Consider the following 15,315-nt stretch of genomic DNA (forward strand, 5'->3'; position numbering starts at 1 on the left):
CCATGATAACCTTTCTAAAGAGAAGCGGTCTGGTTTGGGCACTGGGGTTGGTGCTGAGTGCGCTGACTCCCCGGCTGGCAGCGGCGCAGCCTAGCGTCAGCGTTAGCTACCAGACCTTCTACGACGAGTTGAGCCCCTACGGCCGCTGGGTGCAAGACCCCGACTATGGCTACGTGTGGCTACCCAACGTGGGTCCCGATTTTCAGCCCTATAGCACCAACGGCTACTGGGCCATGACGGAGTACGGCAACACTTGGGTATCCAACTACGACTGGGGCTGGGCGCCGTTTCACTACGGCCGTTGGCGCTACTCCGACTACTACGGCTGGAGCTGGCTACCCGGCACCGACTGGGGACCGGCCTGGGTGAGCTGGCGCAGCGGCGGTGGCTACTACGGCTGGGCACCCCTAGGGCCCAGCGTGAACATCAACGTATCTTTCGGGCCGCGCTATGTGGTGCCCAATACAGCCTGGGTATTTGTGCCCCAGCAATACCTAGTGAGCCCACGCTGGCATGATTACTACGTGCGACCTGCCCGCAACGTCACTATTATCAATAATACCACTATCATCAACAATACCTACGTGCAGAACAACCGCACGTACGTAACCGGCCCACGTCGTAGTGAGCTGGAAGCTGTGACCCGCAGTCGTGTGAACGTTTACAACGTGAGCAACGTGAACCGGCCGGGCCGGGTGGCGATGCAACAAAACTCCCTGGGCTTCTACCGGCCCGATGTACGTGCCGGTCGTGCCGATGCGCCCCGCACCGTGGAGCGCCGCTACGACAATAGCGCTGATTACCGCAGCCGGGGTAGGGTAGTAAGTGCCGGCGCCGACAATCGCCCCGCGTATGGTGATACGCGTGAGTTGCGGAATAGAGCCAGCTATGACCAACCACGCAATCTGGCTGATGCCGGCCGTACCTACCCTGCCCAGCGCCCCGAGCATACGCAGCCGTTTGGCGAAACGTCTCCTGCTAGTAATCCCGAGCGTGCCGGATGGGGCGGCTATGGTGGCCGCGGCCGGGTAGGGCAAAGCACCGACATGCAGCCAGAGCGCCAAGTAGGCCGCCCGCGAGAAAGCCAGGGTCAATGGCAACGCGTGGAGCAAGTGCCGCAACGCCAGCAAGCCGCGCCGCAACTCCAGCCAGCAGCTCCCCAGCACCAGCAGACGCAGCAGCTACCAACCGGCCGTAGCGAGCAAAGCGAGGGCGGACGCTCGTTTGGGCAAGGTGGCGGCAGTCGTGGTCGGGTCCGGTAGGTTACCACAAAGTTTACTTTTTCAGAAGCCTTCTGCACACGTTGCAGAGGGCTTTTTTGTGTCCGTTGGCAAACTGAAGAGGGTAGGGGAGCTGAACCGTGGTAACTCGTCTGTATACCCCGCGTACCTTCTGAAGTCGCTGGCCCTGTCGGCGTCAAACGCTCTTCTCTTTTCCAAAACCAAAACCCAACTTTCATGAAAGCACTCGTGATTCACGGGGCGAACGATGTTCGCGTCGATACCGTCGATGATCCAAAGATTCAGGATGGCCGCGACGCCATCATCCGCGTGACCAGTACGGCCATCTGCGGTTCCGATCTGCACATCTACGACGGTGCCATTCCGCAGCCCCGGCCCATGATACTGGGCCACGAGTTTATGGGTATTGTGGAGGAGGTAGGCCGTGGCGTGGGCAATCTGAAGGTAGGGGACCGGGTAGTGGTGCCTTTTCCAATTGCCTGTGGTACCTGCTTCTTTTGCAACCATGCCTTGCCAGGCCACTGCGAAAACTCTAACCCCGACCACTACGGCCCCGAAGGCGGCCTGCTCACGGAGAAAGGCGGCGCCCTCTTTGGTTACACCGACCTCTACGGCGGCTACGACGGCGGCCAGGCTGAGTACGTGCGCGTGCCCTACGCCGACTTTGGCCCGCGCAAAGTGCCCGATTCGCTCAGCGACGACCAGGTGCTATTCCTCACCGATATCTTCCCGACCGGCTACTCAGCCATTGACTGGGGCGAGGTGAAAGGCGGCGAAACTGTGCTGATTTTTGGGGCCGGACCAGTAGGCATCATGGCCGCCAAATCGGCGTGGCTGCGTGGGGCTGCGCGGGTGTTTATTGTCGATGTAGAGCAGTATCGCCTCGACAAAGCCAAGCAAACGGCCAACGTAGAAACCATCTTGTGGGAAAGCTACGATGGCGTAATTGAGCAAATCCGCAGCGTGACCAACAACCGCGGCGCCGATGTGTGCGTGGATGCCGTGGGCTTCGAGGCTAACCGGAGCGTGCTGGACAAAGCCAAAGCGGTACTCAACCTCGAAAAAGGTACCGATAAGGTGCTGCTGGCCTGTATGAGCGCTGTGCGTCGGGGTGGTATTGTGTCGGTGGTAGGCGTGTACAGCTCGCCCTACGACAACTTTCCTATTCACCAATTCTTTGACAAAGGCATCACCATTCGCGGTGGTCAGGCGCCCGCCCAGGCCCACATCGACAAGCTGCTGCAATACGTGATAGAAGGCAAGGTAAAGCTCGACGACATCATCACCCACCGTTTACCCCTGTCGGAAGCGCCCCATGGCTACGACATCTTCAAGAAGAAGAAAGACAACTGCGTGAAAGTGGTGCTGACGCCTTAACGCCTCCACTCGGTTCAACCATGTTTGTGGCATACTTAAAGGCCTCTATTCCTATTCGGAGTAGGGGCTTTTGAGTATGCCGCATTCACAAACGCTGACAAAGAAGAAGAATAGCTAAAACAATATAGGTATATTAAATGTATGTACATTGATTGTTGACTCACGCAATTTATCAGGTAGATGAGTTGGCGTAGTTGTTTTGTAAGTATCAAGTTTGCTGACCGTTGCGTCGATTTTTATTTCGTTTCCCATGAACATTCTCAACATTGTTTCCAGCCCGCGCGGGGACCAATCATTCAGCATTAAACTAGCTGATGCCATCATAGGCAAGTTGCTGGAAGATACTCCTGGTAGCACTGTGACTACCCGCGACCTGGCTACCAACCCCTTTCCGCATCTGGAAGCCGCCAAGCTCCAGTCGCTCTTCACGCCGGCCCCCGACCGCACCCCAGAGCAGCAACTAGCCGCTAAGCATTCCGACGACGCCATAGCCGAGGTGCAAGCCGCCGACATTATTGTGATTGGCGCCCCGCTTTACAACTTTGGGATTCCCTCGGTGCTCAAGGCCTGGATTGACCACATCTGCCGGGCCGGTATCACGTTCAAATACGTGAATGGGCAGCCACAAGGCCTCGTGACGGGCAAGAAGGTATACATAGCCATGGCAAGCGGCGGCATCTACTCCGAAGGGCCGGCAGCAAGTAATGATTTTGTGGCGCCCTACCTACAAGCCGTGCTCAGCTTTATTGGCCTGACCGACGTGACGGTAGTACGCGTAGAAGGTGTGTCCATCCCCGGATTGCAAGATACGGCACTGGCAAAAGCCCTGGCTACCCTGCAACCCGAGCTTGCCGACGAAGCTATTTAAGCCCAAGACGCGGCGCTCTACTACCCCTACACGCCAACGAGCCAGACAGCACATCGCCTGTCCGGCTCGTTGGCGTGTAGGGGTAGCTGCACCCGCTGCCCGGCAACTTGCGTATGAAGGGGCACCCCGGTAGTTGCGCAGGCAGTAGTTTGCCAGCTTCGTCATGCTGCCGGGCTTTCTCCCGTTGTTACTTTTTCCTATGACCAAAACCGTCTTCATTGCCACGGCCGAGCCGTACAGCGGCAAATCCCTGATAGCCTTGGGCCTAGTGAATATGCTGCTCAGCAAAGCGCAGAAAGTGGGCTATTTCAAGCCCATTATTGACGCAAGCCCGCGGGAAAAGAAGGACGTGCGCCTCCAAACGGTGCTCCAGCATTTCAAGCTGCCCATTGCCTACGAAGACACTTACGCCTACACTCGCCCGGAAGTGCTTCGGCTGATTGAAAACAACGGGCAGGGTGAAATCATCGACACGATCATTCACAAGTTCAAGCAGATAGAGGAAAATTACGACTTCACGGTGGTGGAGGGTAGCGACTTTGTGGGGCCCGGTACGGCCTTTGAGTTTGGCTACAACGCACGCATTGCCAAGAACCTGGGCGCACCGGTTATTCTGGTGCTTTCGGGTGATGACAAGCCGACTGCTCAGATTATCAACAACGTGCTCACTACCCTGCGCAGCTTCGAGACCAATGAGGTGCAGGTGCTGATGGTGGTGGTGAATAAAGTAGCACCCGCTCAACTCGACGACGTACGTGAGTTACTGCAAGCCCAGTTGCCCGCCGAGTTGATTCTGGCCGTGATTCCGGCCGAAAAAGAACTGTCGCAGCCGACCATGCGCGAGATATATGAGGGACTAGACGCTAAGCTGCTGTTTGGGGAAGAGTCGCTCACCAATCAGGTCGACAACTTCGTGACGGGGGCTATGCAGGTGCCCAACTTCCTGAACTTCCTCAAGCCCAACGTGCTGATTGTGACGCCCGGCGACCGAGGCGACATCATTATCTGCGCGTTGCAGGCCAATCTGTCGGCCAGTTACCCGCGGGTGGCGGGCATTGTGCTCACGGCCGGCACGGAGCCCGAGGCACCGGTGCTGCGACTGATTGAGGGCCTGCAAACGGTGGTGCCGATTATAGCCGTGCCTACCGGCACTTTCGAAACCAGCACCCGCGTGGCGGCTATCAAGTCGCGCATCACGCCGGATAATACGCGTAAGATTCGGCTGGCTATCAATACTTTCGAGCGCTACGTGGATAGGGCAGCGTTGGAAGAAAAGATGGTGAGTTTCCGCTCCGAGGGCATTACGCCGCACATGTTTCAGTACCGCTTGTTGCAGTGGGCCAAGCGCCAGCGCAAGCACATTGTGCTACCCGAAGGCAACGACGACCGTATCCTGCGGGCCGCTGCACACCTGCTGCGCCAGGAGGTGGTAGACCTCACCATCCTGGGCAACCCCGATGAGGTAGCGGCCTCCGTGAAGCGCCTGGGTCTGAACCTGCCGCTGGGCCATTTGCAGGTGGTAGACCCGGTGCAGTCGCCGCATTACCCCGAGTACGTGGAGACGTTCTACGAGCTGCGCAAGGCCAAGGGCGTGAACCAGGATATGGCCCGCGACCTGCTCCGCGACGTGTCCTATTTCGGCTCGATGATGGTGTACAAAGGCCACGCCGACGGCATGGTGTCGGGGGCAGTGCACACCACGCAGCACACCATTCGGCCGGCGTTGCAGTTCATCAAAACCAAGCCGGGCATGTCGGTGGTATCGTCGGTGTTCTTTATGTGCCTACCCGACCGTGTGGCCGTGTTCGGCGACTGCGCCGTGAATCCCAACCCCACCGCCGAGCAACTAGCCGAAATTGCCATGGCCTCCGCCGACAGCAGCAAGGCATTCGGCATCGAGCCGCGCGTGGCCATGCTGTCCTACTCCTCGGGTACCTCCGGCGAGGGCGCCGACGTGGACAAAGTACGTCAGGCCACCCAACTGGTCCGCGAAAAGCGTCCCGACCTAAAAGTAGAAGGCCCTATCCAATACGATGCCGCCGTAGACCCCCTGGTAGGCCGCCAGAAGCTACCCGGCTCCGAGGTAGCCGGCCAAGCCAGCGTGCTCATCTTCCCCGACCTCAACACCGGCAACAACACCTACAAAGCCGTGCAGCGCGAAACCGGCGCCCTGGCCATTGGTCCTGTGTTGCAGGGTCTCAACAAGCCTGTAAACGACCTTAGCCGCGGCTGCACCGTGGATGATATTCTGAACACCGTAATCATCACGGCCATCCAGGCGCAGCAGGGGTAGGAAGGTAGAAGTGCTAACTTATTGCAACTTGCGCCCACATAAAAATAAAAAAGAACGTCATGCTGAGCTTGCCGAAGCATGACGTTCTTGCTGTCTTCTAAAAACATACCTACACCCCTCCATCAACACTGTATGCCCTCCGGACTTTTTGCCTTACTAGATGATATATCGGCCTTGGTGAAGGCCAGTGCGGCCAGTTTAGATGATATACCTACCCAAATAGCCAAGACCACTGGCAAAGTATCCGGCATCGTGATTGACGATACGGCCGTGACACCCAAGTATGTGGTAGGGCTCGACCCGTCCCGCGAGCTGTCTATTATCTTTCAGATTGCCAAAAAGTCGCTGCTCAACAAGCTGCTGATTTTGAGCCCGGCAGCTTTGCTACTCGGCTATTTTGCGCCGTGGGCCATTACGCCCATTCTGATGGTAGGCGGCGCGTATCTGTGCTTCGAGGGCTACGAAAAGGTGCATTCCATGTTCAGCAAAAGCCACGAGGTAGACCCCGAAAGCGAAGACGTAAAAGTTATTACGCCCGAGGAACTGGAAAAGCAGCGGGTAGCCAGTGCTGTGCGCACGGATATTATTTTATCTGCCGAAATTATGGCTATTGCCTATAGCCAGGTAGCCGGCGCGCCCATCACAAACCAGATTCTGGTAATGCTGGCCGTCGCCATATTTATTACGGTAGGTGTGTATGGCTTCGTAGGCCTCATCGTGAAGATGGATGATATCGGCGTGCACTTTGCCAAAGGCGACTACAGCCCTACCGTTCAAAGCATCGGGCGCGGCATGGTGAAGTTTATGCCGAAGTTTCTACTCATCCTGGGGTATGTGGGCACAGCCGCCATGCTCTGGGTAGGTGCCGAAATCATTGCCCACGGTATTCCCTTCACCGCCCATTTGCTGCACGAACTGGAACACGCGCTGGCCAATGTGCCAGCCGTAGCTTGGCTGGCAAAGGTGTTGGCTTGCGGTATTTTCGGATTAGTTGTCGGGTTTATTATTGAGAAGATAGTGGGGGTGGTGAAGAAGGTAATTCCTAATAAAGGGTAGGGTGTTTATAGCCTATATGACATATATAAACGACAGTCAATTCCAGCGGCCATAGGCCGACGTTTATACCTTGCTAGGCAAAGCCTTATTTGCTAGGGCCTACATATTTGCCTGTTTTATTTGGGTCAAATTTGGTTGTCATATACTCTTCATTAGGTAACATTAAGTGAGTCGCGATAAGGTTTTTTTTGAATACTTCAGATTCAAGAAAGTCCTTATCAATCTTTTGGGTAACCTTACTCAGATCGAGCAGGTGTATCCGCAGGTCGGTTATTAAAGTATCAGGAGGAACTTCATTGCTCACAAGCTCATTCCAAATCCAATTGCATGAGCTTAATTTCGGATTCCAATCTTTTCCTGATACTAGCACATCATATCTTTCTGGTGTTACCCTTACTCTTCCTAAATCAGCAAATGAGCAAGGGCAATCCACTTTAAATGGTGGGCCATCTTCGGCTTCAGTTACGTTCGTAGAAGTTGCCAAACTGGAGTTTTGCTCCACATCTCCTTCTAGTGCCGTTCCTCGATTCTTATCAGCGCAAGCAGTACTAAATAATGCCAAATACAAGAACAAATAATATCTCATCATTGGATCTTCTATTTATGAATTTTGAATAGTATCTATCATTGCCGCTACTTATAATTTGCGCATAATAGCGACAATGTAGCAACCAACAGAGAGATTGTCACTACTCCACAGAAGCATTGAAGGGTTCGTACTTTGCCGCCGCAACTTCCGTACAGTCTCCATAAACGGCTGACTACCTATGAACATCTTCGTTATCAACTGCGGCAGCAGCTCCATTAAGTACCAACTGTTTCGCTGGCCTACTGAGCAGCCGGTGTGCAGCGGGCTGGTAGAGCGCATCGGGGCCGACAATGCCACCATCACCCACAAGGTATTCAGCGAAGCCAACGACCCCACTACCCAGCAGCTCGCGCTGGCCCTACCCGACCACGAGGCCGGCCTGCGCGAGGTAGTGAAGCTACTCACCGACCCCACCGCCGGCGTGCTCCACGACCCGGCCGAAATAACTGTAGTGGGTCACCGCGTGGTGCACGGCGGGGAAATCTTCGCCGCCACCACGTTTATTGATGCGGAGGTGAAGACCGAAATCCGTCGTTTGTTTGCGCTGGCGCCCCTGCACAACCCCGCCAATTTGCTGGGCATTGAGGTGGCCGAGCGCATCTTCCCGCAGGCCCAGCAAGTGGCAGTGTTCGATACCGCTTTCCACCAAACCCTACCCGAATACGCTTTCCGCTACGCCCTACCCGAGGAGTTGTACACCGAGCAGCGCATCCGGGTGTACGGCTTTCATGGCACCAGCCACAAGTATGTGGCCGAGCAAGCCACCGCCTACCTTGGCAAGCCCGATGCCCGCCTCATCACCATTCACCTAGGCAATGGGTGCAGCATGGCTGCCGTGCGGGGTAATAAGTCCTTAGATACCAGCATGGGCTTTGGGCCACTTGCGGGCCTGGTGATGGGCACCCGCTCCGGCGACATCGACCCCTCGGTGGTGCTGCACTTGCTACAAGAGCTGCACTACTCACCCGCACAAGTCAGCAACCTGCTGAACAAGGAAAGTGGCATGCTGGGCCTCACCGGCTTCAGCGACATGCGCGACATCACGGCTGCCCTTAACCAGGGCGACGCCCGCGCCCAGCTGGCCTACGACCTCTACGCCTACCGCATTCGCAAGTACATTGGAGCCTACGCCGCCGTGCTCAACGGCCTCGATGCGCTGGTGTTCACGGCCGGGGTAGGCGAAAACGACGCGCTGGTGCGCCAGCTGTCTTGCCAGAACCTGGAGTTCCTAGGCGTGCAGCTCGACGAAGCCAAAAACCAAACCCGCGCCCCCGGCCTACGCGAAATTAATAGGCCCGAGTCGCGGGTGAAGGTACTGGTAGTGCCCACCAACGAGGAGCTGGAAATAGCGCAGCAATGCGCGGCGTTGGTGGAAGGGTAATCATTGTTTTTCGTGTCATCCTGAGCGCAGCGAAGGACCTTATCACGCTAGAACGACCGACGTAACAACGACTCGTTCTGCCGTGATAAGGTCCTTCGTTCCGCTCAGGATGACACGAAAAACAATGGCTACATGAAGTGGTACAGAAATGTAATCACGCCGTTGTACGCGGGTTTCTTTTGATCTTTGATTTCCATCTTTACCTCAATGCGGGTTTTGGCAACGCCGCGCAAGTCCTTTACGGATAGAAGCTTGGCGTGCAGGCGCACTTGGCTGTCCACCAGTACGGGCTGGTTGAAGCGCAGCTGCTCTATTTCGTAGTTCACCTGGAGCTTCAGGTTTTCAATGGCTATAATCTGATTCCAGAAGTAGGGGAGGAGCGAGACGGTCAGGTAGCCGTGCGCGATGGGCGCTCCAAACGGTGATTCTGTTTTGGCCCGCTCCGTATCCACGTGAATCCACTGGTGGTCGAGGGTAGCGGCAGCAAACTGGTTGATTTGCTCCTGGGTGATGGTGAAGTAGTCCGAAATGCCCAGTTCCTGCCCTTCATGTTGCAGAAGTTCGGCGAGGCTGCGGATGGTGAGTTGGCTCATGGTGCGAGAAAGAGTAGTGTAGGTTGGTGCTGCAAGTATAGGCAGTTGTGCACAGTTGCCCTTGGTACGGTACAATGCCCGTTAGCGGTTGCGGCTCTGTTTTAGGCGAACGAAATACCTGTTATAGGCACGTCGAACCTGTACCCTGCGAATTATGTATCTTTGTTGAAACCCGATTTCGTGCGGCTTTATGCCGCCTCATCATAGATAGATTACTAGCCGTGGCTTGCACTTCCTGTTCCTCCGGGGGCGGCTGCTCTACTACGTCCGTTGGGGGCTGTGGCTCCAAAGGGGGCTGTAGTTCCGGCGGCTGCAACCGACTAAATGTATTCGACTGGCTTCAGGACGTAGACCTGCCCAGTGATTTTAAAGGGTTCGACATTGTCGAAATCCGCTTCAAAGGTGGTCGTAAAGACTTCTACCGCAACGCTTCCTACCTTCCGCTTACCACCGGCGATGCCGTGGTGATAGAAGCCGCCGGCAATGGCTGGCACCTGGGCCACGTGTCGCTCAAGGGCGAGTTGGTGCGCCTGCAAATGAAGAAGAAAAAGGTGCCCACCGACAGCAAGGAAATCCGCAACATTCTGCGCATTGCCTCGCCCGAAGACGTGGAGCGCTGGGAAGCCGTGCGCGACCTGGAAACTGGTACCATGTTCCGGGCCCGCTCGGTAGTAGAAGAGCTGCGCCTGAAAATGAAGCTCTCCGATGTGGAGTACCAAGCCGACCGTACTCGCGCCACGTTCTTCTACTCGGCCGACGACCGGGTGGATTTCCGTGACCTGATCAAGCGCCTAGCCGACGAGTTTCGGGTGCGGGTGGAGATGCGCCAGATTTCCTTGCGCCACGAGGCCGGCCGCCTGGGTGGTATCGGCTCGTGCGGGCGGGAGCTGTGCTGCTCCACCTGGCTCACCGATTTTAAGAGCGTGAGCACCACCGCGGCCCGCTACCAGAACCTCAGCCTGAACCCCGCCAAGCTCTCGGGCCAGTGTGGCCGCCTGAAGTGCTGTCTGAACTACGAGCTAGACACCTACCTCGATGCGCTGAAGGATATTCCGCAGGTGCAGCGCCCCCTGCAAACCGAGCGAGGCGACGCCTTCCTGCAGAAAACCGATATCTTCAAGAAGCGCATGTGGTTTGCCTTCCGCGGCGACAACAACTGGGTGATGTTGCCCATCGAGCGCGTGCGCGAGGTGCAGGAGATGAACAAGCGCGGCGAAAAGCCCGAAAACCTGCTGCCACCCGTGCGCGAGGAGGACAAAGCGCCTGACCTCTCGGCCATTGTAGAAGGCAGCCTCGACCGCCTCGACGATAAAATCAGTGCCTCCAAGCGCGGCAAACGCAAGCGCAAAGGCGGCATCGGCGAAGTCGAAAATACGGCCCGCGCTGCACGCACGCCCCGGCCTGAGCGGCCCGAACGTCCTGAGCGTACTCGTGGCGACCGGCCGCCTCGGCTGGTTGCGCCCGTTGAGGAGACGCCTACCCCCGCAGGCAGCGAGGCCGCCGGTGCACCGGAAGAAGGCCGTCGGCCCCGTGGCGCAGCCGCCAAGCCGCTAAACCGCCGCAACAACCGCAGCCGCGGAGAAAAAGGTGACAAAGCAGAACGGTCCCAGAACGCCGAAGGACGGCCTACCCCAGAAGGTGGTGCCCCTCGCGAGGAGCGTCCGCCCCGTTCCAACAACGACCGGCGCCCACCTCGCGCAGCCTCACCCGACGGCGGCGATGCCTCTGCTCGCTCCAACGGCAACCCCCGCAACCGCGACGACCGTAACCGTCGGCGCGGCGACCGGCCCGGCCGCACCGGTGGCGATGCGGCTACTCCTCCTACCCCTCCTGCGGCTTCCTGATTCTTGTATGCATCGTCTTTTTCGTTTTTCAGTAGTGTGGGGGGTAGGGCTGTTAGCGTTGCTGGCGGCGTGTAACCCCAATCAGGTGTTTGAGAAAAACCTCGATTTTGATGACCGCACGTGGGCGGTGCAGGAAAAGCCCACCTTCGAGTTTCAGATTGAGGATACAACGCAACGCTATGATGTGTACTTCAACGTGCGCAATACGTCGTCGTATGGCTACTACAACTTGTACGTGCGGCATACGTTGGTAGGCCCTGATGGCAAGCAGATGTCCCGGCTGCTGCACCAGATGATTCTGATGGACCCACAATCCGGCGAGCCACTAGGCAGCGGTGCCGGCGACATTTTCGACCACCAGTTTCTGGCCCTACCCCGCCAGCAGTTTCACCAGCCGGGCACCTACAAAGTGATGCTGGAGCAGTACATGCGGCAGGATCAGTTGCCCGACATCATGGCCGTAGGCGTGCGGGTAGTGAAAACCGACCCCACTCAGTAGTACGCTCCTAATTACCCTAGCCTACAAAAAAGCGCCCCGGCTCACATGAGCCAGGGCGCTTTTTTGTAGGCACTCAGCCAGAACGTGAGACGCTTAAATGCGCTCTACCTTCACAGCATTCAGTCCTTTTTTGCCGTCGATAACATCAAACGAAACCCGGTCTTTCTCCTGAATTTCGTGAATTAGTCCGGTTTGGTGTACAAAAATTTCCTGGTTGGTATCATCCTGCACGATGAAGCCGTAGCCCTTGGCCTCGTTGAAGAATTTTACAGTACCCGTTTTCATGGGATGCAATGGTAATGGTTAAGTTAGCGAATTGGGGGTAAAGCTACGGGTATTTCTGTATTCGTTGCTGCGCAAAAAGCAGCGGAAAAGTGAGGAGAAAAGAGGCTTAGTGAAACGTCTGATGGCGACCTAGTAGTGCCGGAATTTGCTGTTCGTGAAGGGAATAAGCCAAGATTTTTTCTGGTGTTGATCTTAACTCATCAGGAAAGCAGCGCGTATAAAATTGAAATCCCACCCACTCATTTTCTCACTAAAACCACCCCCACACCATGGAATCAAAAGAGAAAAACCAGGATAATCAGAATACTAATTCGTCGGCTGATACTTCGCTTACCAACAAAACCGGCCAAGATGCCAAGATGGGTGCCGACGCCAGCCAGACGCTGGCCAACAATCCCAATCAACCAGAAACACCCGGTATGAAATCGGGAGAAAACCAAGACAAAGACGCTGTGTCGAGTCAGTCGTTGGCTAACTCCGAGATGAGTGTAGGCAAAGGTGCTGTAACGGGCGAAAAAGGCAACCAGAAGAACAAGGAAGCCAACCCCGCCGACATGAAAGCATCGTCGGCTAAGACCAGTGCCAGTACTAAGTCTTCGTCTTCAGCGGACAAAAAACAACCTGCTATGGCCCAGGGTAGCAGCAAAGACAAGAACAAAAAATCGGACGCTAGTAAGCAGGCGACTAGTAATGTGGCGGGTAGCAGCAACGTGGACGACGCTAGCAACAGCACCACCGATATGTACCGCGACCAGGAGCGCCGCGAGAACCAAGATAGCAGCGCCAGCCGCGGCGAGTTTGGTAGCCAAGGCTACGGCGGTACGCACGGTGGCTACGGCAACCAGTACCGAGAGCCTGAAACCCGCGGCAACTACTACAACGACGAACAGGACCGGCGCTATGGTGGCAACTACGGCGCCGGCGGCTACCACCCCCAAGACGACCACAACCACGACCGGCGCAACGCCCCTCACTACGGTAGCGACTACGACCGTAGCTACCAGGGGTCGTACAACCGGCCATATGCTTCCACCCAAAATTCTACTACTATGAACTACGAAAATCAGCGTCGCGATTCGTACGAGAATCAGAACCGTGGCAATCAGAACCGCAACAACGACGACAACTACCGCGGCAACCAGCGTAGCAACGATGACTACCGTGGTAACTCGCAGAATTGGATGAATAATTCCTATAATCAGCGGGACGACTACCGCAACGATAATAACTACCAGGGCGGCTACCAAAACGACAATGGTTCGCGCCAGGGCCGCGGTGGCTACAGCAACGATTACGGTAACTCATCGATGGGCAGTAACTACGGCGAAAACCGCGGATATGACTCCAGCCGCAGCAGCTACGGCAACGAGTACCGCAATCAGAACGAAGACTACCGCTCATCGCGCGGAGGTTACGATAACCAGGGCTCGCAGCAAGGATCTGACCGCAACTACGGTAATAGCTACGACCGCTCGAACAACTATGGTAATCAGCAGCGCGGTGGCCGCCACAACGATGAGCAGTACGGCAGCAACTCGCGCCGCGACAGCTACCGGAATGACGACAACCGTTCGGATGAGCGGGGCCGGGGTGGCTACGGCAATGGCCGCAACAGCTACGGTGGCAGCAGCAACAGCGGCTATGGTTCGCAAGGTGGTTCATACAACGACGAATACGGCTCCTCGAACCGTAACCAGAATGGCAGCTGGCAAGGCTCGCCCGACCGCGGCGACTACCGCTCCGAGGACCGCAATCAACAAAACTACGGCGAGCAGCGCCGCGACCAGTACCGCAACCAACGCGACGATTCAGACTACGGCTCGGCTCCCCGTCGCAACCGTGGCCGCGACAACGATAACGACAACCGCTACTAAGCGCTAAATAAAAAGAGACAAAAAAGGCCTCCCTGTACGGGGAGGCCTTTTTTGTGTAAAGCTACCTAGAAGGTTAAGTGGCTAGCAATGAGTCCGCTAAGCATGACGGATGGTGCGAATACTCCACTAGGTGACCAAGCTACCCTACCTGCTGCCCTTGCAAGTAGATGCGAAAGGTAGTGCCTTCGCCTACTTCGCTTTCTACCTCGATGTGGCCTCCATGCGACTGTACCAAGCGGTTGACCAAGAATAATCCTAGACCCGTACCCTCGCCCGCATGAGGGTGAAAGCGACGAAACAGCTGGAAGAGCTCGGCGCCGTGACGTTGCAAGTCTATGCCCAGGCCGTTGTCCTGCACTTCAAGTACCGGAACGCCGTGGAGCAACTGGGTGCGCAGATGGATGGTAGGGCGTCGGTTGGGGTGGCGGTACTTGAGCGCATTGGCCAGCAGGTTGAGCAGAATCGTGCGCAGGTTGCTGCGTACGTACTGCAGCGAGGGTAGGGCATCAAAATCGGTGGAGACGGTGGCCTGCTCGGTCAGCAGCTGTGGCCGCAGGGCCTGCAATACATCCGTCGTCAAAGAAGCCAGGTCAAGCTGTTCTTGCACCTGCGTGCCAGGCAGCCGCTCCACTTGCACAGCCGCCGCCAGATCGGTGATGGTGGAGGTAAGGCTTTGCAACGACTCGTCAATCAAGCGGAGCAACAAGCCTTCCTCGGGGTCGTGAAAGGTAGCGGCGCGGCGCAGCTCCTCAAACAAGCCCCGCAGGTTGTTGACGGGCTGCCGCAAATCGTGCGAGGCCGCGTACACAAAGTTATCCAGGTCGGCATTGGTGCGGGCCAGCTGCTGGTTGGTGGCGGCCAGCTCTTGGTTGCGCAGGCGTACTTCTTCGTTGGCAGCCAGCAGCTGGGCGTTGGTATCATCTACTTGCTGGCGGGTAGCCGTTAGTTCAGCCAACGACTCTCGTAAATCCTGGTTCATGGCCTGCAGCTGGCCGTGGTATCGTGCTTCGTACTGGCGCCACTCGTTTTTCTCGATGGCATGAATAACTGTTTTATATAATAACTCCGGGTCGAATTGCTGCTTCACTAAGTAGTCGAGGGCACCGCTGCTAAGAGCCCGCACCGCCAGGGCCTCGCTGCCGCCACCCGTAATCATGACCACGCACAGCGTATTGGGTGGAGTGCGCTGCCGAAGCTGGGCCAGCACTTCGAGTCCATCGGTATCCAATAAGTTATAGTCGAGCAGAACGCAGTCGGGGCGGTGGCTTTCGAACAGCGCCACGCCTTCTTCCCCCGAGGAAGCCTCATAGATGGTCATGCGCGTCGGGCCAGCTTGCCTGTCGAGGTAGCGCCGGTAGAGCATCCGGTCCTGCTCATTGTCATCAATAAGTAAAATCTTTTTCAAGGGTAGGAGC

General features: G+C 56.6%; 13 protein-coding genes. 9 read left to right on the plus strand and 4 right to left on the minus strand.

Annotated features, from left to right (window positions below):
* The first annotated feature begins 2 nt into the window (after nt 1-2).
* The 5 genes from MUN82_RS00085 (at nt 3) to MUN82_RS00105 (ending at nt 6,835) form a co-directional block, all read left to right on the plus strand.
* Nucleotides 3-1,262 (plus strand): DUF6600 domain-containing protein, encoded by a 1,260-nt coding sequence (locus MUN82_RS00085; protein ID WP_245093760.1) that lies wholly within the window; start codon nt 3-5, stop codon nt 1,260-1,262.
* Nucleotides 1,263-1,457: 195 nt separating this feature from the next.
* Complete coding sequence (locus MUN82_RS00090) at nt 1,458-2,618, plus strand: zinc-dependent alcohol dehydrogenase (RefSeq protein WP_245093761.1); 1,161 nt, start codon at nt 1,458-1,460, stop codon at nt 2,616-2,618.
* A gap of 250 nt (nt 2,619-2,868) precedes the next feature.
* Nucleotides 2,869-3,486, plus strand: coding sequence for an FMN-dependent NADH-azoreductase (locus MUN82_RS00095; RefSeq protein WP_245093762.1), 618 nt, complete (start codon nt 2,869-2,871; stop codon nt 3,484-3,486).
* Between the two features lie 199 nt (nt 3,487-3,685).
* Nucleotides 3,686-5,779 (plus strand): phosphate acetyltransferase, encoded by a 2,094-nt coding sequence (gene pta / locus MUN82_RS00100; RefSeq protein WP_245093763.1) that lies wholly within the window; start codon nt 3,686-3,688, stop codon nt 5,777-5,779.
* 132 nt (nt 5,780-5,911) lie between these two features.
* Nucleotides 5,912-6,835: a DUF808 domain-containing protein gene (locus MUN82_RS00105; RefSeq protein ID WP_245093764.1), complete on the plus strand. Its 924-nt coding sequence runs from the start codon at nt 5,912-5,914 to the stop codon at nt 6,833-6,835.
* A gap of 85 nt (nt 6,836-6,920) precedes the next feature.
* Here the strand turns inward: MUN82_RS00105 and MUN82_RS00110 are convergent, their stop codons facing one another.
* Nucleotides 6,921-7,397, minus strand: a complete 477-nt coding sequence (locus MUN82_RS00110; RefSeq protein ID WP_245093765.1) for a hypothetical protein — start codon at nt 7,395-7,397, stop codon at nt 6,921-6,923.
* Between the two features lie 205 nt (nt 7,398-7,602).
* Here MUN82_RS00110 and MUN82_RS00115 point away from each other — a divergent pair, with 205 nt between their 5' ends.
* Nucleotides 7,603-8,805, plus strand: coding sequence for an acetate/propionate family kinase (locus MUN82_RS00115; protein ID WP_245093767.1), 1,203 nt, complete (start codon nt 7,603-7,605; stop codon nt 8,803-8,805).
* 128 nt (nt 8,806-8,933) lie between these two features.
* Here MUN82_RS00115 and MUN82_RS00120 read toward each other — a convergent pair whose 3' ends face one another.
* A complete protein-coding gene (locus MUN82_RS00120) occupies nt 8,934-9,398 on the minus strand; it encodes a MaoC family dehydratase (protein WP_245093769.1) in 465 nt (154 codons plus the stop codon).
* Between the two features lie 221 nt (nt 9,399-9,619).
* Here MUN82_RS00120 and MUN82_RS00125 point away from each other — a divergent pair, with 221 nt between their 5' ends.
* On the plus strand, nt 9,620-11,242 hold the full coding sequence (locus tag MUN82_RS00125; RefSeq protein ID WP_311136412.1) for a regulatory iron-sulfur-containing complex subunit RicT: 1,623 nt from the start codon (nt 9,620-9,622) through the stop codon (nt 11,240-11,242).
* A 7-nt stretch (nt 11,243-11,249) separates the two neighbouring features.
* Nucleotides 11,250-11,741 carry a gliding motility lipoprotein GldH gene (locus MUN82_RS00130; RefSeq protein ID WP_245093771.1) on the plus strand — a complete coding sequence of 164 codons (492 nt, stop codon included), beginning with the start codon at nt 11,250-11,252 and terminating at the stop codon, nt 11,739-11,741.
* Between the two features lie 93 nt (nt 11,742-11,834).
* On the opposite strand, the gene MUN82_RS00135 is transcribed toward MUN82_RS00130, so the two are convergent.
* The gene (locus MUN82_RS00135; RefSeq protein ID WP_245093773.1) at nt 11,835-12,026 is read right to left on the minus strand and encodes a cold-shock protein; all 192 of its coding nucleotides are present in this window, start codon (nt 12,024-12,026) and stop codon (nt 11,835-11,837) included.
* Between the two features lie 269 nt (nt 12,027-12,295).
* Between MUN82_RS00135 and MUN82_RS00140 the strand changes: the two genes are divergently transcribed.
* Nucleotides 12,296-13,900 (plus strand): hypothetical protein, encoded by a 1,605-nt coding sequence (locus tag MUN82_RS00140; protein WP_245093775.1) that lies wholly within the window; start codon nt 12,296-12,298, stop codon nt 13,898-13,900.
* 139 nt (nt 13,901-14,039) lie between these two features.
* Here MUN82_RS00140 and MUN82_RS00145 read toward each other — a convergent pair whose 3' ends face one another.
* Nucleotides 14,040-15,305 carry a sensor histidine kinase gene (locus tag MUN82_RS00145; RefSeq protein WP_245093777.1) on the minus strand — a complete coding sequence of 422 codons (1,266 nt, stop codon included), beginning with the start codon at nt 15,303-15,305 and terminating at the stop codon, nt 14,040-14,042.
* Nucleotides 15,306-15,315 lie beyond the last annotated feature (10 nt).

This window comes from Hymenobacter aerilatus (genome assembly GCF_022921095.1).
GTDB lineage: Bacteria > Bacteroidota > Bacteroidia > Cytophagales > Hymenobacteraceae > Hymenobacter > Hymenobacter aerilatus.

Bases quoted from the DNA above. Each gene is read 5' to 3' on its own strand.
- MUN82_RS00085 (WP_245093760.1), top strand. From the start codon at position 3: ATGATAACCTTTCTAAAGAGAAGCGGTCTGGTTTGGGCACTGGGGTTG.
- MUN82_RS00090 (WP_245093761.1), top strand. From the start codon at position 1,458: ATGAAAGCACTCGTGATTCACGGGGCGAACGATGTTCGCGTCGATACC.
- MUN82_RS00095 (WP_245093762.1), top strand. From the start codon at position 2,869: ATGAACATTCTCAACATTGTTTCCAGCCCGCGCGGGGACCAATCATTC.
- pta (WP_245093763.1), top strand. From the start codon at position 3,686: ATGACCAAAACCGTCTTCATTGCCACGGCCGAGCCGTACAGCGGCAAA.
- MUN82_RS00105 (WP_245093764.1), top strand. From the start codon at position 5,912: ATGCCCTCCGGACTTTTTGCCTTACTAGATGATATATCGGCCTTGGTG.
- MUN82_RS00115 (WP_245093767.1), top strand. From the start codon at position 7,603: ATGAACATCTTCGTTATCAACTGCGGCAGCAGCTCCATTAAGTACCAA.
- MUN82_RS00120 (WP_245093769.1), bottom strand. From the start codon at position 9,398: ATGAGCCAACTCACCATCCGCAGCCTCGCCGAACTTCTGCAACATGAA.
- MUN82_RS00130 (WP_245093771.1), top strand. From the start codon at position 11,250: ATGCATCGTCTTTTTCGTTTTTCAGTAGTGTGGGGGGTAGGGCTGTTA.
- MUN82_RS00135 (WP_245093773.1), bottom strand. From the start codon at position 12,026: ATGAAAACGGGTACTGTAAAATTCTTCAACGAGGCCAAGGGCTACGGC.
- MUN82_RS00140 (WP_245093775.1), top strand. From the start codon at position 12,296: ATGGAATCAAAAGAGAAAAACCAGGATAATCAGAATACTAATTCGTCG.